The sequence below is a fragment of the Nocardiopsis metallicus genome (assembly GCF_014201115.1).
Classification (GTDB): Bacteria; Actinomycetota; Actinomycetes; order Streptosporangiales; family Streptosporangiaceae; genus Nocardiopsis; species Nocardiopsis metallicus.
The window spans coordinates 5,912,026-5,930,821 of sequence record NZ_JACHDO010000001.1; the positions used below are offsets into that span (position 1 = coordinate 5,912,026).

General features: G+C 69.8%; 17 protein-coding genes. 6 read left to right on the forward strand and 11 right to left on the reverse strand.

Annotation, left to right across the window (positions count from 1 at the left end; genetic code table 11):
* Together HNR07_RS25965 and HNR07_RS25970 are read left to right on the forward strand one after the other, a co-directional pair.
* Complete coding sequence (locus HNR07_RS25965) at nucleotides 1-1,968, forward strand: ABC transporter permease (RefSeq protein WP_221318938.1); 1,968 nt, start codon at nucleotides 1-3, stop codon at nucleotides 1,966-1,968.
* Nucleotides 1,961-2,935, forward strand: coding sequence for a glycine betaine ABC transporter substrate-binding protein (locus HNR07_RS25970; RefSeq protein WP_312893981.1), 975 nt, complete (start codon nucleotides 1,961-1,963; stop codon nucleotides 2,933-2,935). The genes HNR07_RS25965 and HNR07_RS25970 overlap by 8 nt, the downstream gene beginning before the upstream one ends.
* Before the next feature lie 97 nt (nucleotides 2,936-3,032).
* Here the strand turns inward: HNR07_RS25970 and HNR07_RS25975 are convergent, their stop codons facing one another.
* The gene (locus tag HNR07_RS25975) at nucleotides 3,033-4,619 is read right to left on the reverse strand and encodes a hypothetical protein (protein WP_184367253.1); all 1,587 of its coding nucleotides are present in this window, start codon (nucleotides 4,617-4,619) and stop codon (nucleotides 3,033-3,035) included.
* 183 nt (nucleotides 4,620-4,802) lie between these two features.
* Here HNR07_RS25975 and HNR07_RS25980 point away from each other — a divergent pair, with 183 nt between their 5' ends.
* Nucleotides 4,803-6,752, forward strand: coding sequence for an endonuclease/exonuclease/phosphatase family protein (locus tag HNR07_RS25980; RefSeq protein ID WP_184367255.1), 1,950 nt, complete (start codon nucleotides 4,803-4,805; stop codon nucleotides 6,750-6,752).
* 179 nt (nucleotides 6,753-6,931) lie between these two features.
* On the opposite strand, the gene HNR07_RS25985 is transcribed toward HNR07_RS25980, so the two are convergent.
* From HNR07_RS25985 to purS, 6 genes are all read right to left on the reverse strand, one after another.
* Nucleotides 6,932-7,180 (reverse strand): hypothetical protein, encoded by a 249-nt coding sequence (locus tag HNR07_RS25985; protein WP_184367257.1) that lies wholly within the window; start codon nucleotides 7,178-7,180, stop codon nucleotides 6,932-6,934.
* A gap of 461 nt (nucleotides 7,181-7,641) precedes the next feature.
* A complete protein-coding gene (gene purL, locus HNR07_RS25990) occupies nucleotides 7,642-9,936 on the reverse strand; it encodes a phosphoribosylformylglycinamidine synthase subunit PurL (protein ID WP_184367259.1) in 2,295 nt (764 codons plus the stop codon).
* 83 nt (nucleotides 9,937-10,019) lie between these two features.
* On the reverse strand, nucleotides 10,020-10,568 hold the full coding sequence (locus HNR07_RS25995) for a hypothetical protein (protein WP_184367261.1): 549 nt from the start codon (nucleotides 10,566-10,568) through the stop codon (nucleotides 10,020-10,022).
* 88 nt (nucleotides 10,569-10,656) lie between these two features.
* Nucleotides 10,657-11,352, reverse strand: a complete 696-nt coding sequence (gene purQ, locus HNR07_RS26000) for a phosphoribosylformylglycinamidine synthase subunit PurQ (protein ID WP_184367263.1) — start codon at nucleotides 11,350-11,352, stop codon at nucleotides 10,657-10,659.
* Nucleotides 11,353-11,718: 366 nt separating this feature from the next.
* Complete coding sequence (locus HNR07_RS26005; RefSeq protein WP_184367265.1) at nucleotides 11,719-12,198, reverse strand: ATP-binding protein; 480 nt, start codon at nucleotides 12,196-12,198, stop codon at nucleotides 11,719-11,721.
* Between the two features lie 316 nt (nucleotides 12,199-12,514).
* Nucleotides 12,515-12,757 (reverse strand): phosphoribosylformylglycinamidine synthase subunit PurS, encoded by a 243-nt coding sequence (gene purS, locus HNR07_RS26010; RefSeq protein WP_067602247.1) that lies wholly within the window; start codon nucleotides 12,755-12,757, stop codon nucleotides 12,515-12,517.
* Between the two features lie 277 nt (nucleotides 12,758-13,034).
* Between purS and HNR07_RS26015 the strand changes: the two genes are divergently transcribed.
* Nucleotides 13,035-13,670 carry a sigma-70 family RNA polymerase sigma factor gene (locus HNR07_RS26015; protein ID WP_184367267.1) on the forward strand — a complete coding sequence of 212 codons (636 nt, stop codon included), beginning with the start codon at nucleotides 13,035-13,037 and terminating at the stop codon, nucleotides 13,668-13,670.
* A 284-nt stretch (nucleotides 13,671-13,954) separates the two neighbouring features.
* Here the strand turns inward: HNR07_RS26015 and HNR07_RS26020 are convergent, their stop codons facing one another.
* Nucleotides 13,955-15,025, reverse strand: coding sequence for a CPBP family intramembrane glutamic endopeptidase (locus HNR07_RS26020; RefSeq protein WP_221318939.1), 1,071 nt, complete (start codon nucleotides 15,023-15,025; stop codon nucleotides 13,955-13,957).
* 321 nt (nucleotides 15,026-15,346) lie between these two features.
* Between HNR07_RS26020 and HNR07_RS26025 the strand changes: the two genes are divergently transcribed.
* Together HNR07_RS26025 and HNR07_RS26030 are read left to right on the forward strand one after the other, a co-directional pair.
* Nucleotides 15,347-16,012 (forward strand): DUF433 domain-containing protein, encoded by a 666-nt coding sequence (locus HNR07_RS26025; RefSeq protein ID WP_184367269.1) that lies wholly within the window; start codon nucleotides 15,347-15,349, stop codon nucleotides 16,010-16,012.
* A 7-nt stretch (nucleotides 16,013-16,019) separates the two neighbouring features.
* The gene (locus tag HNR07_RS26030) at nucleotides 16,020-16,388 is read left to right on the forward strand and encodes a PIN-like domain-containing protein (protein WP_184367271.1); all 369 of its coding nucleotides are present in this window, start codon (nucleotides 16,020-16,022) and stop codon (nucleotides 16,386-16,388) included.
* A gap of 44 nt (nucleotides 16,389-16,432) precedes the next feature.
* On the opposite strand, the gene HNR07_RS26035 is transcribed toward HNR07_RS26030, so the two are convergent.
* The 3 genes from HNR07_RS26035 to HNR07_RS26045 form a co-directional block, all read right to left on the reverse strand.
* On the reverse strand, nucleotides 16,433-17,197 hold the full coding sequence (locus HNR07_RS26035) for a GntR family transcriptional regulator (RefSeq protein ID WP_184367273.1): 765 nt from the start codon (nucleotides 17,195-17,197) through the stop codon (nucleotides 16,433-16,435).
* 148 nt (nucleotides 17,198-17,345) lie between these two features.
* Complete coding sequence (locus HNR07_RS26040; protein WP_184367275.1) at nucleotides 17,346-17,801, reverse strand: NUDIX domain-containing protein; 456 nt, start codon at nucleotides 17,799-17,801, stop codon at nucleotides 17,346-17,348.
* Complete coding sequence (locus HNR07_RS26045) at nucleotides 17,798-18,562, reverse strand: GntR family transcriptional regulator (RefSeq protein WP_184367277.1); 765 nt, start codon at nucleotides 18,560-18,562, stop codon at nucleotides 17,798-17,800. The genes HNR07_RS26040 and HNR07_RS26045 overlap by 4 nt, the downstream gene beginning before the upstream one ends.
* Nucleotides 18,563-18,796 lie beyond the last annotated feature (234 nt).

Genomic DNA, 18,796 nt, shown 5'->3' on the forward strand with positions numbered 1-18,796 from the left:
ATGGCCGCGATGACCGAACCCGTCAGGGCCACCGGCTCCGGCGCGGGAGGCCCGGGGAACCGGGGCGGCTCCGGCGGCCTGCTGCGCAACACCTGGCTGCAGGCGCTGATCGCGGTCGCGGTGCTGGTCGCGGGCTACTGGGCGACCAGGGCGCTGGGCAACCCGGCCTGGGCCGCAGGCTTCCCGACCGGCGTCGGCGACAGCTTCATGGCCTGGCTGGACGGGGTCTACGCGTGGGTCGTCGCCAACCGCAACGACAGCCCGCTGTTCCTCTACTTCTTCAACTACATCTCGGTGGGTCTGGGATCGGCCGTCGTGCTGATCAACTACTTCCTGGACTTCCTCACCTGGGCCGGGGTGACGGTGCTCGGCGTGTTCGCCGCCTGGCGGATCGCCGGGTGGCGGGTGGCGCTGCTGGTGCTGGCCACCTTCGGCGTGTTCGCGCTGACCGGACTGTGGAACGAGTCGATGACGACGCTGTCGCTCATCATCACCGCGGTCTTCATGGCGCTGCTGTTCGGCATCCCGCTCGGCATCCTGGCCGGGCGCAGCGACCGGTTCTACCGGGGCCTGCGCCCGGTGCTGGACTTCATGCAGATCATGCCCGCCTTCGCCTACCTGCTGCCGTTCGTGCTGCTGTTCGGCATCGGCAACCCGGCGTCGGCCGTGGTGACCGCGGTCTACGCGCTCCCGCCGGTCGTGCGGATCACCGCGCTGGGCATCCGCGAGGTGAACAAGGGCGCGGTCGAGGCCACCACCTCGCTCGGTTCGACCCCCTGGCAGATCCTCACCAAGGTGCAGCTGCCGCTGGCCAAGCGCACCATCCTGCTGGGCGTCAACCAGACGATCATGCTCGCGGTCTCCATGGTCGTCATCGCGTCGGTGATCGGCGCGGGCGGTCTGGGTGACGCCATCTACCAGGCGCTGGCCAAGATCAACGTGGGCCAGGCCTTCCAGGCCGGTCTGGCGATCGTCATGCTGGCGATCGCGATGGACCGGGTCACGGGCGCGGTCGGCCACGGCGCGCACACTCCGAGGATCCCCGAGCACCAGCGAATGCCGCTGCTGGGCGGCGGGCTCGCGCTGGTCATCCTGGTCACCGCCGTCGGCCGCCTGCTCGACCTGGGCGGCTGGCCGCGCGACCTGTCCATCCGGATCGACACCCCGATCAACGCGGTCAACGACGCCGCCCAGGCGGCCATCGGCCCCGCGGCCGCGGCCTTCGGCGGGTGGACGCAGACCACCGTCCTGGGCCCGCTGAACAACCTGCTCACCGGTTCGCCCTGGTGGCTGGTGGTGCTGGTCGCCGCGGCGCTCGGCTGGATCTTCTCCGGCTGGCGCGTCGGGCTGGTCTCCGGCGGCTCCTTCGTCGCGATCGGCCTGCTGGGCGTGTGGTCCAACGCCATGGACACGCTGTCCCAGGTGCTGGTGGCCACCGTGGTCACCATCGCGCTGGGCGTGGTGGTCGGCGTGCTGATGTCGCGCAGCGACGTCTTCGCCGCGATCCTGCGGCCCGTCCTGGACTTCATGCAGACCCTGCCGCCGTTCGTGTACCTGATCCCGGCGGTCGCGCTGCTGGGCCTGGGGCCCGTACCGGCCCTGGCCGCGGCGGTGATCTTCGCGCTGCCCCCGGTGATCAGGCTGGTCAACGACGGTATCCGCGGGGTGCCGGTGGGCACCATCGAGGCCGCCACGTCCCAGGGGTCCACCAAGTGGCAACTGCTCACCAAGGTGGAACTTCCGATGGCCGTGGGATCGCTGCGACTGGCGATCAACCAGGGCATCATCCTCGTGCTGTCCATGGTGGTCATGGGCGCGCTGGTCGGCGCGGGCGCACTCGGCAACGACGTGGTGCTCGGCCTGGCCCAGAACGAGCTGGGCCTGGGTATCGCCTCCGGCCTGGCCATCGTCTTCCTCGGCCTGTTCCTGGACCGTGTGACGCAGGGAAGGAGGGCACCCCGTGCCTAGTTTTCTGAGAAGGGGCACCCTGCTTCGGCTGCTCTCCGTGGGCCTGGCCCTGGTGATGGTGAGCTCCTGCGCGGTGCGCACCGACCAGATCACCCGCGACCCCAACTCCGTGCGGATCGCGGTCAACAACTGGGTGGGCTACGAAGCCAGCGCCGAGGTACTGGCGCACATCCTCCGCGAGGAGATGGAGTACGAGGTCCAGCTGGTCCGGGTGGACGAACAGCCCTCGTGGCAGGCCCTGGACCAGGGCGTCATGGACGTGATCCTGGAGAACTGGGGCCACGACGACCTGTTCGAGCTGTACGGGCCCGAGGGCAACGGCACCGCCGTGGACGGCGGCCCGAACGGCAACGAGGGCGTGATCGGCTGGTACGTCCCCGCCTACCTGGCCCAGGAGTACCCGGAGATCACCACCGTGGAGGGGCTGAAGGAGAACACCGATCTCTTCCGGACCGCCCAGACCGGTGACAGCGGAGAGTTCCTCGCGGGCGCGCCCGGCTTCGTCAGCCAGGACCAGGGCATGATCAACGCCTTCGACCTGGACCTGCAGATGGTCTACGCGGGTTCGGAGGCGGCGCAGATCACCGAGGTCCGCCGCAGGGCCGCCAACGAGGAGCCGGTGCTCTTCTACTTCTACGACCCGCAGTGGTTCCAGGAGGAGATCGACCTGGTCAAGGTCGACTTCCCCGAGTACTACGAGGGCTGCGACGCCGACCCGGAGTTCGTGGACTGCGACTACCCGGTCTACGAGCTGAACAAGATCTTCCGGGCCGGGTTCGTGGAGCACGACGACCACGCCTACCGGTTCCTCGACAACTGGACGTGGACCAACTCCGACCAGAACGCCGTCGCGCGGATGATCGCCGACCAGGATCTCTCGCCCCCGGAGGCGGCGGAGATCTGGGTGGACGAGAACCGCGAGATCTGGGAGGAGTGGCTCCCGGAGGGCTACGAGGACCGCCGCTGACCCGGCGGTCCGGGTGACCGGGTGAGTTGCGCGGTCCGGGCGAGGGGCGGGAGCCGACGGGTTCCCGCCCCTTCGCCGTGCCACGGTGCTCCGCCGGTCAGTCCGGCGGGCCGACCCGGACCTGAGGCGTCGAGAAGGGCACGGTCAGCGGCGCCGCCCAGTCGAACACGACCGGGCAGTCGCGCGGCGGCTCACCGTCCAGGAACCGGTTCGCCTCCTCGTAGTAGGCGGGCGTGGTCGGCAGGTAGGCGTGCGGGGTGCGTAGCGGGCACAGGTCGCGGTCCACTCCCATGCGCCAGCCGGAGGGCTTCAACGGCAGGTCGCTGGAGGAGGGGACGTTGAGGCTGCGGACCCCGTCGGGCAGCGGCATGGAGTAGATGTCGGCGGGTGTGCTGGTGGTGCCCAGCAGTTCGTAGCCCGCGGGTGCGTCGGCGTCGAAGTTGAAGTCCACCGCCTGGGCCAGGGGGATGAACAGGTGCAGCAAATCCGACGCCGGACGGCCCGTACCCGGCTCTCCCATCGGACGGTACCCGCCCGTGCTCTCCGGGAAGGGGCCGACCAGGAACACGGCGTCGACCTCGGGGGCAGCCCCCGAGGCCACGGCCTTCCAGGCGATCCACGCGCCGTGTGAGTGGCCCGCCACGACCAGCGGCCGCGGCAGGTCCCGTACCTGCTCGGCGAAGACCTCCACCTGCTCGCTGACGGGACGCTGGGTGTGCGCGCCCTCGTAGGGGGCGCCGGTACGTATCGGACAGCGGGCCTGGCGCTGCGGCTGGCCGTCCCCCGGGCCCGCGTAGGAGAAGTAGTAGGTGTGCTCGCAGTCGTATCCGAGCAGGTCGGTGCGGGAGCTGAACATGTCTCCGATCCCCGAGCGCGAGTCGATCCCCGACATCACCATGATCGAGCCCTCGCGCGGCTCGGCCGGCGGAGGCATGTCGGTGCCGCGGGAGGTGACCCACCCGGAGGCGATCACGACCAGCACGGCCGCTATCGAGGCCAGGCGCAGCAGGGGGCGCGCGGGTGCGGGTCGGGACAGCGCGGTCAGGGCCGCGGCTGTCAGCGCCGCCGAGAGCGGCACCAGTGCGATCGTGAGCGCGGGGAACAGGTGGGCGAGGGCGCCGATGACCGCCACCGCGGCGGCGTAGGGCAGGGTCACCTCCAGCCGCAGGCCACCGCGCCAGGTACGGGCGAGGGCCGTGCGCAGCCGTGCCCCGCCTTCGTACGCCGCCACGCTCCAGGGGAGGGGGGCCAGCAGCAGGAAGAGGATCACCACCGCCACGAAAGCGCCCCAGAACAGCCGTGAGTACATCAGGGTGTTGGCGATGTAGACGAACTGCGCGGCGAGTAGCAGCGGTACCAGGAGCACCCCGTAGAAGACCCCGGCCAGTAGGAGCCGCCGCCGGGTGAGCCCGCCCGTCATCAGGGCCAGCACGAGGACGCGTGCGGCCAGTACCAGGACGAGGGTGACGGAGAAGGAGACGGGACCGGTGGTGGTCGTCAGTAGCGCCCGCATATCGCCGAACAGGTCCAGCGGAGGCAGCGCCACCAGGTGGACCAGTCCCGGCCAGGCGGGCAGGACACCGGTGGCGGCCAGGAGGACCACCACCGCGGTGACCGGAACCAGGGGCAGCCAACGGTAGCGCTCGACCACAGCGGCGACCTCCGCTCGCGTGTCTTCATTCACCAGTCGCACGGTTCCCCCGGTGTCTCGGGACCTGACGGCCTGCCGTTCCCTCGGTCTCTCTGTTGCCGTACCCATCCGGGCTTGCCTGGTTTCATCCGGTACGGCTCTCATACCTGCGCTTCTTGCGCCGCGTGGCCGAAAAGGTGAGAATCATTCACCTATCCCCCGACGGCTGGAGCCGCGATGCACCAGGGACGGTTGCTGACGACGCTCGGAACGGTCCTGCTGCTGGACGTGCTCCGGGTGTTCCTGCCCTCGTTGATCACTGTCTTCGGCCAAGCGGGGGCGACCAGCCCCGAGCTGATCGGGGCCTACGCGCTGGTCTGGTTCCTGGCGCCCTTCCTGTTCGTCGGGCTCGCCCGCCGGGTGCCGCCCCTGGGAATCGCCCTGGCCGCCGGGGCGCTGCTCGCGGTCGGCCGGGTGGGGCTCCAGTTCACCCAGGGCGGCTACCCCCAGCTGTACCTGGCCTCCGCACTGGTGGGCGTGGGCGCCGTGTGGCTGGTGTGCACGGCTATGGCCACGGCGGCGGACGGGCGCCTGACCGCGCACGGGATGATGGTCGGGGTGGTCGCCGGGACGGCGGCCTCGGCCGTGATCCACACGGCGCTCGGCACGGTGGACCTGGTCTGGCGCGCGGGTGCCCTGGCCTGGGCCGCGGTGCTCGTGGTTGCCCTGGCGTTCCCGGTGCTGGCGGCCCGGGTCTGGCGCACGGCCGCCGCAGACGCGGCCCCGACCCGGGCTCGCGCCTGGCTGGCGCTGGGGCCGCTGCTCTTCCTGGCCGGGCTCTACACCGCCAACCCCGCCGTGGCCCAGACCGTCGGCGCAACCCCCTACTCGGCGGCCGCGCTCAGCGTGGTGGCGGTGCTGTCCGTCGCCCTGGCCGCGTCCCCCCGGCGCTTCACCCCGAACCCCCTGCTGCCCCTGGCCGTGCTGCTCGCCGCCCTCACCACGCTGTGGCTGGCGCCCCAGCTGCCGAACGACGTCCCCGGGACCCTGCCCGCGTGGACGCTCGCGGCGCTGCTGCTGGGACAGCTCGCCCTGGCCACATGCGCCGGGTGGGCCACCGCGGGCACCCCTGAGCCGGACGCGCTGGTCTCCCCGGTCCGAACCGGTCTGCTCGCCTCAGTCGGGCTGCTGCTGCTCGTGGTCCTGGTGTTCGCCTTCTACGCCGCCTACGACCTGCACGTGCCCAACGAGTACGTGCCTTTCGCCGCGCTGGCCGTGCTCGCCGCGGCGATCCTGCCCCGGACCCGGGGCGCGGCCACGGTCCCGGACCAGCGGCGCACACACCAGGTCATCGCCGTCGCGGCCGCCGTCGCCCTGGCCGCCACGGTCACCGCCCCGCTGCTGCGCACCAGCGGGGCCGACTCCGGATCCGCCTCCGGATCCGACACCGCCGAACTCCGGGTGGCCGCCTACAACGTGCGCATGGGGTTCGGGATGGACGGCCGCCTCTCGGTCGCCGAACAGGCCGAGGTCCTGCGCGAACTCGACGCCGACGTCATAGCCCTGAGCGAGGTCGACCGGGGCTGGCTGCTCAACGGCGGTCACGACGGTTTGTCGCTCCTGGCCGGGCACCTGGGCATGAACGCCTACTGGGGACCGGCCGACGGCCCGTTCTGGGGCGACGCCCTGCTCACCGACCTGCCGGTCACCGAGGTCCGCGGTTATCCGCTCCCTGACAGCGGTCCGACCGGCGCCCAGGCGCTGGCGGTCACCATGGAGTGGGCGGACGCCGAGGTCACCGTGATCTCGACCCACCTGCAGCCCGAGGGCTACGACCTGGGGAACCCGAGCGCGAGGGGGCAGTTCGATGAACTCCTGCTGCTCGCCGACCAGGTCCGCGAGCGCACGTCGGCGCCCGTGGTGGTCGCCGGTGACCTCAACTTCGAGCCGGAGGAGATGCGCCTGGCGCAGAGCGGACTTCTGGACGCCTTCGCCGAGGTGCGCCCGTTCCCCACGATGGTCTCGGGCGCCCGCTCGGACCAACAGATCGACCACGTCCTCATCAGTGAGGACCTGGCACCGAGCGACCCGGCCAACCCGGACGTTCCGCACTCGGACCACCGCCCGATCGCCGTCACCCTCACCCCGGCCGGACAGGGCAGACCGGGACATACAGGGGAGGAGTAAACCCCGGGCCGGGGGCAGGACTACCGACCCGGGGCTGATCGACCACCCAGTACCACGGGTGATCACTGAGGGTAACTGTATCCGTGTTCGCGGAGACAGGGGGCGGGTTTCCAGGATTCTCTCCGGTTTCTTCCAGCAGAGAGCCCCGGGCGGCCGCCGCCGGACCGAGAGCGCACCGTTCAGTGCCGGGGCCGCTCGTAGTGGAGACGGCGGCTCACCCAGTACACGTTCACGCAGGCGGCCACGAAACCGAGCCCCAGGACGATGATCAGCCAGGTCTCGTCGGTCCAGGTGACGGCCGCCGCGGTGCCCAGAAGGAGCACCAGCGCTCCGAACAGGGCCAGGACCACCCGGAAAGTCAGCGCACTCGCCGGACGGTCGTGACTCCCGAGCGCCCCCTTCAATCTGCCGCGTCTGGCACGTTCCATGTGCTCACACCTCCCTGACTCCCAGTCCTACCCCAGTCACCCGTCACCTACGGATCGGGGTACCGATCAGATGGCCGCGGCGGTGTCTTCCCGCACGGGGGGAAGCCTCATGCGCCGCACGCTGCCGGAGCAAGCCCCGACACGGTCGAACGGGCTGGTGCGTGGCTGCCGAGGGCGGCACATCCGCGTATGCCCGCGGAGGTGGTCGACAACGCCGGGGATCTCACTCCCGGGAGGCGCCGCAGGTCCTTGGCCGCACTACACGTTTGCTGTGCGCGGGGCCTGGGCGCCGCGCTCAGTGCTTTCGTGACCTACGACAAGCGGTTGGCCGAGGCGGCCGAAGCGGCGTCGCCGCCGGTCGTCACCCCGTCTCCCCGAACCACCGGAACACGCGAGAGGGGACGCCCCGCAGGGAGCGCCCCCTCTTCGAGCAGACGTGTCAGGTCAGGCAGCCGTCAGGCCTACACGCCTTCCATCAGGGCGGGCAGGGCCGCCTCGTAGGAGGCGCGCAGCTCGTCCAGACCGATCTCCACCACCCCGTTCGGGTGGGTCACGGACAGGCTCTCGCCGCCCACGGTGCCGATCTGGGTGACGGGGACGCCGTGCTGGGCGGCCAGCGCGACGAACGCCTCCTCCCGGCCAGGCTCGACCGCGACGATCGCGCGGGCGCCGGACTCGCTGAACAGCGCCGTGAAGGCGTCGCCGTCCACCTCCACGCGCAGGCCCCTGCCGCCGCGCAGCGCGGACTCGGCCAGGGCCACGCCCAGGCCGCCATCCGACAGGTCGTGCGCGGCCGCGGCCAGGCCCTGCTCGGCGGAGGAGGCCAGGACCTCGCCGAGGGCGGCCTCGGCGGTCAGGTCCACCTGCGGCGGCAGCCCGCCCAGGTGGCCGTGGATCACGTCGGCCCAGGCGGAGCCGCCGAACTCGGGGCGGGTCTCGCCCAGCAGGAACACGCGCGCGCCGTCGGTGTCGAAGCCGGAGCGCAGGCGGGTGTTGACGTCGTCGATCACGCCGAGCACACCGATCACCGGGGTCGGGTTGATCGGCACGTCGCCGGTCTGGTTGTAGAAGCTGACGTTGCCGCCGGTCACCGGGGTGCCGAGCTGCTGGCAGGCGTCGGCCAGGCCACGGGTGGTCTCCGCGAACTGCCACATGACCCCGGGGTCCTCGGGTGAGCCGAAGTTGAGGCAGTTGGTGACCGCCAGCGGACGGGCGCCGGTGGCCGAGACGTTGCGGAAGGCCTCGGCGAAGGCCAGCTGGGTGCCCGTGTACGGGTCCAGGAGGGTGTACCGGCCGTTGCCGTCGGTGGCCAGGGCCACGCCTCGGTCGGAGTCCTCGGAGATCCTGATCATCCCGGAGTCGTGCGGGGCGGACACGACCGTGTCGCCGCGCACGTAGCTGTCGTACTGCTGGGTGACCCAGGTCGGGTCGCCGATGCCGGGGGCGCCCAGGACCTTCAGGAGCTGTTCGCGCAGCTCGGCGTCGCCCTCGGGGCGGGCCAGCTTGGCGGGGTCGTCGGCCTGCAGGGCGTCCTGGGACTCCGGGCGGGCGTAGGGGCGCTCGTAGACCGGACCCTCGTCGGAGGCGGTCCGCGGCGGCATGTCCACGACGGTCTCGCCGTGCCAGGTCATCACCAGGCGGCCGCCGCGCTCGGCCTCCTCGGGGGTCACCTCGGTGACCTCGCCGATCTCGGCGGCGAGGATGCCCCACTTGTCGCAGACCGCGAGGAAGTCGGCCATCTTTGCGGGCTCGACGATCGCCATCATGCGCTCCTGCGACTCACTCATGAGGATTTCCTCGGGGGTGAGCCGGTGGTCGCGCAGCGGGACCCGGTCCAGCTGGATGTTCATGCCGCCGGTACCGCCCGCGGCGAGTTCGGTGGTGGCGCAGGAGACACCCGCCGCACCGAGGTCCTGGATACCGACGACCATGTCCTTGGCGTACAGCTCCAGGCTGCACTCGATGAGCAGCTTCTCCATGAACGGGTCGCCGACCTGGACGCTGGGCCGCTTGGACTCCAGCTCCTCGTCGAAGGAGGCGCTGGCCAGGACGGAGGCGCCGCCGATGCCGTCGGGGCCGGTGGTGGAACCGAACAGGACCACCTTGTTGCCCGGGCCGGGCGCCTGGGCGAGCTTGATGTCCTCGTGCTTGAGCACACCGATGCACAGGGCGTTGACCAGCGGGTTGCCGAGGTAGCTCTGGTCGAAGCCGATCTCACCGCCGATGTTGGGCAGACCGAGGCAGTTGCCGTAGAAGGAGATCCCGGAGGTCACGCCGGGCAGCATCCGCTTGGTGTCGTCGGCGTCGGCGGGGCCGAAGCGCAGCGCGTCCATCACGGCCACGGGGCGGGCGCCCATGGTGAGGATGTCGCGGACGATGCCGCCCACACCGGTGGCCGCGCCCTGGTGGGGCTCGACGAAGGACGGGCTGTTGTGCGACTCGATCTTGAACGTGACCGCGTTCCCGTCGCCGACGTCCACGACGCCCGCGTTCTCGCCCATGCCCACGAGCAGGGAGTCGTTCTCCGGAGCCTTCTCACCGAACTGGCGCAGGTGCACCTTGGAGGACTTGTAGGAGCAGTGCTCGCTCCACATCACCGAGTAGATGGCCAGCTCGGCGGCGGTGGGACGGCGGCCCAGGATCTCACGGACCCGGTCGTACTCGTCCTTGGGCATGCCCAGTTCGGCGTACGGCTGGGGTGTGTCCGGACTGTCGGTCGCGTTGGCGACGGTGTCGAGACCGGGTGCTTCAGACATGCGGTGGTTCCGTTCGGGTGTCGCGGAGTTGCGCGGAGGTGGGTCAGGCCGAGCCTTGGCTGTGTCCGCCGCCCGGCACCGGATCAGTAGGCGGGCATGTCGGCGTTGCCGAGCATCAGCACCGGCAGGGCGCCGGGGGACGGGGCGGTGGAGTCGGCCACCAGGGTCGTGCCGTCGGTGAGGACGGAGTCCACGAGGGCGATCTCGTCCTCGGACTCGGTGCCCGGCGGCAGTTCCTGGCGCCAGCCGTTGTCCAGCAGGTGTTCGTACACCGTCTGGACGCTCTCCTCGGCGTCGTCGTCGAGCTCCTGGCCGTCCTCGCCCGCGATGACGATCAGCCGGAAGCACTGGCCCTGGGGGTCGCAGTGCGCCTCGTCCTGGTCCACGTACGTGAACCCGGACGGGGGCCGGCCCAGCGAGCCGACCTCGGGCGGGGGGTCGGGCTGGGCGCCCTGCTGCCCCTGCCCGGGCTGGTCCGGTTGGCCCTGCTGCCCCTGGTCCCCGCCGGGAGCGGCGGTGGTGGGTGCGTTGAACGACTGGAAGAGGCCGACGGCCCCGGAAACCACGAGGCCGACCACGACCAGACCCACCAGTACGTACAACATGCGCCGGGAGCGCAGCAGCGCCATCATCGCGAGGATCGTCCCCCTGTCGGGTGCGTCGGTCCGGTGTCGACCGAACCGGTGTGCGTCGGGCCGCCGGGTTCGCGGCCGGTGTCGGTCAGGCGGGGGCCGGGGCCCCGGCCGAGAGGTGGCTGAGGATCGAGGTGAAGAAGCCCAGGCCCTCGGTGGAGGGGCCGGTCAGCGCCTCGACGGCGTGCTCGGGGTGCGGCATCAGCCCGACCACGTTGCCGTGCTCGTTGGTGATACCGGCGATGTCGCGACGCGAGCCGTTGGGGTTGCCCCCGACGTAGCGGGCGATGACCCGGCCCTCGGACTCCAGCTGGTCCAGGGTCTGCTCGTCGGCGACGTAGCTGCCCTCGCCGCTCTTGAGGACGACCAGGATCTCCTGGCCCTCGGCGTAGTCGGCGGTCCACGCGGTCCGGGTGTTCTCCATCCGCAGCACCTGGTCGCGGTTGACGAACCGCAGTGAGGAGTTGCGGGTGAGGGCACCGGGGAGCAGGTGGCTCTCGCACAGGATCTGGAAGCCGTTGCAGATGCCCAGGACCGGCAGGGCGCCCGAACGCGCCGCCGGGACCAGCTCGGACATCAGCGGGGCGAACCGGGCGATGGCACCGCAGCGGAGGTAGTCCCCGTAGGAGAAGCCGCCGGGCAGCACCACGGCGTCGACCCCCTTGAGGTCGGCGTCCGCGTGCCAGAGCGCGACGGGTTCGGCACCGGCGAGGGAGACCGCGCGCACGGCGTCCTTGTCGTCGAGGGAGCCTGGGAAGGTGACGACGCCCACACGGGCTGTCATGAGCACACTCCGGGATTGTTGTCCTACGGGGAGAAGGCGGTGCCTGACCCCGTCACGGGGACGGCGCTCCGTTACCCGCAGCGTACCCGCTCACCTGTGCTCGGGTACGACGGTCACCCCCTCCCAGGGGTGTCGGACTGTGTGATCCTCCCAGGGAAACCCCGCCGGGAGGGGGTGCGGGTGTGTGACTCGACAGGTCGCGTGGTGTGCGTCACGGGGGCCGCGCGGGCCGCGGAGAAGGTGCCCCGGACGGTGAACGGGGCCGGTGATGAGTCGCCGCGGAGTCGCCGCGGAGTCGCCGCGGAGCCGGTGCGCGCCCGAGCCACGCCCCCGCGGGGACGGTCCACGGGGTGTGGCGGGTCGGGTCTACAGGAGCGCGAAACGCGCCGCCGGGTCGCTTCGGGGCAGGGTGTCCCCACTGGCGGGGTCGCAGGCGGTGAGGCGTTTGCGCAGTATGACGGTGGTCCGGGGTTCACCGCTGAAGTCGACCTCGTCCATGAGGTAGCGCATCAGCAAAATGCCCCTGCCCGATTCTGCTTCCAGGCCCGGGAGGGGCGTGTGTTCCGAGGTGAACCTCTGGACGAGCGCCGCTGTGTCGGGAGCTCGCCCGGTATGGGATATCTGGAGCTCGCACCAGCCGGGGGCGAGCTCCACCTCGACCTCGTAGTCGGGGGAGGGCGCCCCGTGTTCGACGGCGTTGGCACAGGCTTCGGACGCGGCCAGAAGGATGTCGTCGACGCACTCCCGGCACAGGCCGGAGCGGCTCAGAAGCGCGCCGAGGATGTCGCGTACGACGGCGACCGTGTACGCCTGCCTGGGGAGGGAGATCGAGAAAACGGTGTCCATCCGTGTACCTCTCGTGCTCCGTATCGGTGACCAGCTCGGCACGTTAGGAACCCTTCCCGAGGCCGTCGCCGGTAAAACGAACAGCCGCGCCCTCAGGGGACGCGGCTGTGGAATCCGGACACTTCCGGCACTGCGGGCGCCGGAGGCTCGGTTGGCGCCGTCCGTTACCCGGACCGAACACGGTTCCCGCCCGTGGCGGCAGGGGCTGCCGGGCTTCAGGCGGGGCTGTGTTTCGAGTACGGCCGCGCGGGGCAGGGCGAGCCGTACGAGACGAATCGGTCAGGCTGGGTGGGCCGAGCCTGGCGCGCCGGGCGGATCAGGCCGGACGGACCTCGAAGTCCTCGATCACGGTGTTCGCGAGCAGGGTCTCGGCCAGGCGGCGGACGTCGGCGAGCTTGGCCTCGTCCACCTCGCCCTCGACCTCGACCTCGAAGCGCTTGCCCTGGCGGACCTGGTCGATCCCCTCGAAACCGAGGCGGGAGCAGGCACCGGCGATGGCCTGGCCCTGGGGGTCCAGGATCTCGGGCTTGAGCATGACGTCAACCACGACGCGGGCCACAGGTCCTCCACAGGAAAAAATGGGTATGCCACTGCTCCGCCGTTCGAAGGGCGCCTCGTCGGGACGCGCCTGGCGGGCGTCGCCAGCGTATGACACCCGAGGACGCGGACGTGTCCCGGCCAGCTGCCACGCAGGGCTTTTACCGCATCCTTAACGGGACTGGCGATGCTTTCGGTACGTTCGTGACCCGTATCACTCCAATTGATGTCATCATTAGGAGCGTGTTGCTGCGTCTAACAGTGTGGAAGTGATCGTTCGGTCGTCCCTAGGGGGAATCTTGACGACTCTCGAAAAGGATCAGACCTCCACGGCCGGTGTGACCCGCGACGAGGACCAGACACTGGACTTCGCCACCGCGGTGACGCCGTTCGCAGACCAGCTCTATCCGACGGCCCTGCGGATGACCCGCAATCCGGCCGACGCAGAAGACCTCGTTCAGGAGACGTTCGCCAAGGCCTTCGCCAATTTCCACCAGTTCCGGGCCGGTACCAATCTGCGGGCCTGGCTGTACCGGATCTTGACCAACACTTTTATCAACAGTTACCGGAAGAAGCAGCGGGAACCGCGTCAGGAGACCACTGACGAGATCAAGGACTGGCAGCTCGCCGCCGCCGAGACGCACACGTCGTCCGGTATGCGCTCGGCCGAGACCGAGGTCCTGGACCACCTGCCCGACTCCGACATCAAGCAGGCCCTGGCCCGCTTGCCGGAGGAGTTCCAGGAGGTCATCTACCTCGTGGACATCGAGGGCTACGCCTACAAGGAGGTCGCCGCCCGCATGGGGACGCCTCTGGGCACGGTGATGTCCCGACTGCACCGCGCGCGCCGCCAGCTGCGCGAGATGCTCGCCGACTACGGCCGCGAGCGCGGAATGCGCGTGCCCGCGCCCAAGGCCCGGGACGCGTCCGAATAAACGGGCACAACCGGCGTTAGTGGGACAAGTGCGAGCCCCGTAACGGGCTCCCAGAAGGCTCCGGTTGACGGTTTCAGGCCGCTCGGAGCGAAGCGGGTCGAAAAAGACAACCGAAGACGCGGCGAGAAGTGCGCTCCCGGCCTCCCGAACCCTTGGGAGGGCCCAGGCGCGAAAGCGCACTCCACCGCCTATGCGGACGACTCGCGGAATTATCACGGAGAACGCACCGACAGTGACACAGGGTCGATGTCGGTGCCTTCGCCGTGCCTGAGACCGGGTTTGTCTCAGCCCGTTTCTGTTTGCGCGGCCGGGTCCGATCCGGGCCCCCTCGCCGATTCCGGTGCCGGGGTTTGCGGTGCCGGGGTGCGGGGCGGACCCGTGTGCCGGGTCCGGAACCACACCACGGCCGTGATCACGATGAGGATCACGCAGGGAAGCAGCATGATCGGCGAACCGACACCGGCCGAGCGGTCCATCCCCTCGGCTAGGTCGGTGTGCGTGACGGCCACGAGCAGGAAGGCGACCGTGTTGTTCACCGCGTGGATGACCACGGCCAGCTCCAGGCCGCCGGTGCGCCACGAGATGAGCGCCAGGGTGGCGCCGAAGACGAAGTAGTAGAGGTTCAGCCACGGGTCGAACGCCGCGTGCGCCACCATGAACAGCAGGCTCGACACCACGACGCCCAGGACGAGCGCGGCGCGCGGTCCGCGCCCCCAGCTCGCGGCGACCCGGAAGGCCAGCCCGCGGAAGCCGTACTCCTCACCGGCCGACTGCAGCGGAGCCAGCAGCATCACGACGGCGAACATGAGCACGAGGTCGGTGTACAGCCAGTCCGTCTGCTCGTAGGGGGCCAGGAGGGTGAAGGCGCTCATGTAGACCACCCAGATCGGCAGGATGACCAGGAGAGAGCGGCCGAACACCTCCGGGCGGAAGAGCGAGCGGACCGAGTGCAGGGAAGCGCCCCTCACCCCGTAGAGCCACCGCTGGACGAGCATGCTCCACGGCAGCAGCATGGCGAGCCCGAGCAGGCCCGCCGCCTGGTTCACGGGGGTGATCTCGAACTCGCCCTCGAACATGTTGCCCCGGCCGAGCGCCATGTCGATCGCGAAGCCCAGGAACGTGAACCCGAAGGCGAAGACGAGCATCCCGACCATGAGCAGGGCCAGCGCGGCGATGCCCCGCCAGATCTGACGCTTCTCCGTGGTGAGTACCTCGTGGTACTCCCGGCCGGGAGGCACCGGACGTGGGCCGCGGCGGCGCTTGCGGGGAGCGGGCGGGGCGGGCGGCGGCGTCATCGGCGGGGTCTGCGCGTTCGCCGGGGGCGTCATCGGTGGTCGCTGCTCTTCGTGGTTCATGCCTCGAACCTAACTTCGGTGAAGGCGGGCCCGGGAGTCCCCGGAATCACCGGTTCGCGCTGTGTTTCACCCGGCCCCACCGATGACAGATGTCATCCGCCGACGGTGTGCTGGGCACCTCACGGCTCTGATGCGGGAGCCCGGCGCCACTGCCGCAGGCGCCTGCCGAACCGAAGCCGTTCCACTTCCTGGATTCCACCCATGACGGCCGCCGGGGATCGCTAGGTTGTCCCTCGACAGCGGAGGTGACGACACCCTGGTGCCGGGGGCTCTCCCTGACCAGACGTAGGGGATGATGGGCCGTGAGGGAAGGTGGTCGGTATGGACGACATCAGGTTCACCATGGGTGTGCTCAATGTTTCCGACGCCGCCCGCTACCTGGGGACGCCGCGTTCGACCCTCAAGAACTGGGTTGGCGGCGGGGACGGGGAGCCCGGCCTGGTGCACGCCCTGCCCCCGGAACCGAGCCGGTTGACGGCGACCATGCCCTTCATCGCCCTGGCCGAGGTCCATGTCCTGCGTGCTCTGCGCCGTGCCGGGGTGCGTCCGCGTCGGATCCGGCCCGCCCTGGAACGGCTCAGGCAGGAGTTCGGGGAGTACGCCCTGGTAGCACGCGAGCTGGCCACCGACGGTGTGGATGTTCTGTGGGACTTCTCCCGAACGTCTCAGGGCGAGGGCATCATCGAGGGAGTCACGGGTCAGCACGTGATGCGGGAGATCATCCAGGACTACCTGAGGTACGTCGTCTGGGAGGACGACGAGTACCCGGAGCGGCTGCGGTTGATGGTTTCCGAACCGCACGCGGTGGTGATCGACCCGCACCGGTTCTTCGGGCAGCCTTTCTTCGCGGACTCCGGGGTGCGCGTGGCCGACGTCGCGGGGATGCTCAGAGCCGACGAGTCCCCCGAGGTGGTAGCCGATGAGTTCGGGATCACCGTCGACTCCGTCCGAACCGCCGCACGCCTCGCTCTGGGCCAGGCCGCCTGAGTTCTACATGGACGAGAACGTGGCGGGCCGGACGACTCGCCGCTGCCTCAGCGACCTCGGCTATGTGGTGCATACCCCTGCTGACCTGTACGGCAGCCGAGAGCTGGCTGAGGGCGTACGCGACGAGGACTGGCTCGCCAAACTGACCGCGCACGACTGGGCGGTCATCAGCAAGGACGAGCACATCCTCCAACGGCCAACGGAACTGGCGGCGTACAAGGCCGCCAGGATCCACATGTTCATGCTGCCCAACAACGTTCGCCGCGATGACCTGATCGCCCTCCTGCACCAGAACCTCAGGGACATCTGCACCCGCGCGGTGGAGAAGACCCCGGGAGTCTGGCGCGTGACCCGCCAGGGCCTCACCCAGCTCTGAGAGCGCCAAGGACGATGTCAGAAAGCCTGGGCCGGATCCGGCCATCAGTCCGGGACAGGGAAGCGGTAGTCGAAGACGGCCATGTCGGCGCGGATCAGGAACTGCGCCACATCGAGCGGGCCGTCTTCGGTGTGATAGGTCCGGATCACCTCGAACACCGGGGTGCCCGGTGGAATGCGCAGCCGACTCGCCTCCGGGCCGGTGGGCATGCGGGCCCCGATCTCTTCTTGGATCTCCCGCACGGGACTCACACGATCGATGTCGGCGATGTGCCCTCCGGGCCCGTCCACGATCTCGGGGTTCTGCTCGGCGGTGGCGAGGCTGAAGTAGCTGTCCGCGGACTGGTTGATGGTCCCGTCGAGCTTCGTGATGCGCCTGCGCACGAAGACGAGGTCGCCCTCCTCGACGTCCGGCAGCCGCTCCACCACGAAGGGCGGGGCGGGGATCTGCGCTGTCTCGGTCTCCTGCTCGACCTTCTGCCCCTGCTCCGCGCCCTCTGCCCGAAGCACGCTCTGCGGTTCGGGGCCGCCCCACACGGATCGGCTGTAGCGCTGGAGCCCGTAGCGGCGCGCCCTCTTGGGCTCACGGACGTAGGTGCCGCTGCCTTTCCTGCTGGTCAGCAGCCCTTCCTGGCGTAGGAGGTCGATTGAGCCTCGGGCCACAATCACGCTGACTTCATAACGCTCGGCGAGTGCGTGGAGTGCGGGGAGTTTGTTCCCGGGGGCGAGGTCACCCCGGCGGATCTGGTTGCGCAGGTCATCGGCGATGCGTACCTGTAGGGGACGCGCGTCGGTCACCTCGTCGCTCATGATGCTCACCTTAGTGGCACGCATGTTTGTATGTGAGCTTTTCTTTTGCGCATGGGAACTCCAGCGTGTATAGCACCCACCTCTGGGTCCGGTGCGGGGCGTCACGGGCGCAGCCCAAGGGTTCTCCGCAAGCGTTGTGGGTGCTTCGCTACCCGAGATCGTCCTCGGCAGTGCTGGTCAACAGGTGGGTTCCGTCGTGGACGCGGATGAAGGGGCCATCGTCGGACAGCGCGTCGGCGATGCGGATACCCCGGGCCTCGGGTGCGGCGCGGATCGCCGCTTCGGGTTCGAGCCAGGCCACGGACAGCGCCTCGTCGCTGGGGCGGGCCTGGCCGCCGATCGGTTCGCACAGCAGACCCAGGGAGACCACGCCGAGCTTCATGTTCTTGTAGACCCCGGTCAGCCGCAGTGGTCGGACCTCGACCCCGGTCTCTTCCCGCACCTCACGAACTGCGCACCGCTCGGGGGTCTCCGCGAGCTCCAGGACACCGCCCGGCGGCACCCACCGCTCGTCGTCGGCGCGCTGGATGACGAGGACCTTCCCGTCCTCAGGGCGCACCACGATCGCGCTGACACTGACACTGTGCAGGACACCGTCGTTCACCGTGGCTGCTCCCAGGTGTAGGTGAGGCGCCAGCGCAGTGCGGCGAGGACGTTCAAGCAGGCTTCGACCGGCCTGTCCCCGGTGTCGAAAGCAGTACGCATGACCTGGAAGACGGGTTGCCCCTGGGCGATGTCGAGGAAGGCGGATTCCTCCGCGGTCGCTCCGCGCACCTCGATGTCCTCGGAGAAGCGGACCGGCCCGAAACCGCGCTGGGCCAGCCGCTCGTACATGCCACTCGGGCCAGTGTCGGGCATGGCGATCTCGGTGCCGCCAGCGACCTGCATGGGGATGTGCGAGATGGCGAGCTGAACGGGCTTCTCATCGGCGAACATGTGCCGCTTGCGCACGAGCACAGTGTCCTCAGGGGCGATCTGGAGGGCCTCGGCGATCTCTTCGCTGGGTGCTTCCTCACCCCAGTGGACGAGCTCGGTGCGGGGTGTCAGCCCCGCCTCAGCGAGCTCTTCGGCGTAGGAACTGCCGCTGTGCGAGGAACGGTAGTCGCGGTCGATCTTCCGAACACGTTTGACGGTCGGGACCTCCAGGACGACGGATCCGCGGCCGTGCTCGGTCCGAACCCATCCCTCCGCCTGGAGCATGGACACCGCCCGGCTGATGGAGCTCTGGTTGAGCCCGTACTCCCGAGCGAGGTCCGGCTGGCTGGGCAGCGTGCTGCCCGGCGCGTAGTCACCCCTCCGGATGGCGTCGCGCAGCAGCGCGGCCACCTGTTTGTACCGCGCACGAGGCGGTTCGAGGGTGCTCATCCAGCGTGCCCCTTCCGGCATGACGTGTACTCGCGTCCCACCGTAGCGCCGGGACGTACCTGCCCCCTCCTGCCCGGCAGCGCAAGATCTCAACAAACTTATTGCATATGTGTTGACGGTTATGCCATAAGTTTCTATCGTTGCGTACACCGGTGGTGACGTTGAGTTCCAGCGCACTCCGATGGCATGGGAAACCCCGGCGGGTGTTGCACCACCCCCGGGGCCAGGCCGACA

Bases quoted from the DNA above. Each gene is read 5' to 3' on its own strand.
- HNR07_RS26005 (WP_184367265.1), bottom strand. From the start codon at position 12,198: ATGGACACCGTTTTCTCGATCTCCCTCCCCAGGCAGGCGTACACGGTC.
- HNR07_RS26025 (WP_184367269.1), top strand. From the start codon at position 15,347: ATGGACGACATCAGGTTCACCATGGGTGTGCTCAATGTTTCCGACGCC.
- HNR07_RS25980 (WP_184367255.1), top strand. From the start codon at position 4,803: ATGCACCAGGGACGGTTGCTGACGACGCTCGGAACGGTCCTGCTGCTG.
- HNR07_RS25995 (WP_184367261.1), bottom strand. From the start codon at position 10,568: ATGATGGCGCTGCTGCGCTCCCGGCGCATGTTGTACGTACTGGTGGGT.
- HNR07_RS26030 (WP_184367271.1), top strand. From the start codon at position 16,020: ATGGACGAGAACGTGGCGGGCCGGACGACTCGCCGCTGCCTCAGCGAC.
- HNR07_RS25985 (WP_184367257.1), bottom strand. From the start codon at position 7,180: ATGGAACGTGCCAGACGCGGCAGATTGAAGGGGGCGCTCGGGAGTCAC.
- purQ (WP_184367263.1), bottom strand. From the start codon at position 11,352: ATGACAGCCCGTGTGGGCGTCGTCACCTTCCCAGGCTCCCTCGACGAC.
- HNR07_RS26020 (WP_221318939.1), bottom strand. From the start codon at position 15,025: ATGAACCACGAAGAGCAGCGACCACCGATGACGCCCCCGGCGAACGCG.
- HNR07_RS26045 (WP_184367277.1), bottom strand. From the start codon at position 18,562: ATGAGCACCCTCGAACCGCCTCGTGCGCGGTACAAACAGGTGGCCGCG.
- HNR07_RS26035 (WP_184367273.1), bottom strand. From the start codon at position 17,197: ATGAGCGACGAGGTGACCGACGCGCGTCCCCTACAGGTACGCATCGCC.
- purL (WP_184367259.1), bottom strand. From the start codon at position 9,936: ATGTCTGAAGCACCCGGTCTCGACACCGTCGCCAACGCGACCGACAGT.
- HNR07_RS25965 (WP_221318938.1), top strand. From the start codon at position 1: ATGGCCGCGATGACCGAACCCGTCAGGGCCACCGGCTCCGGCGCGGGA.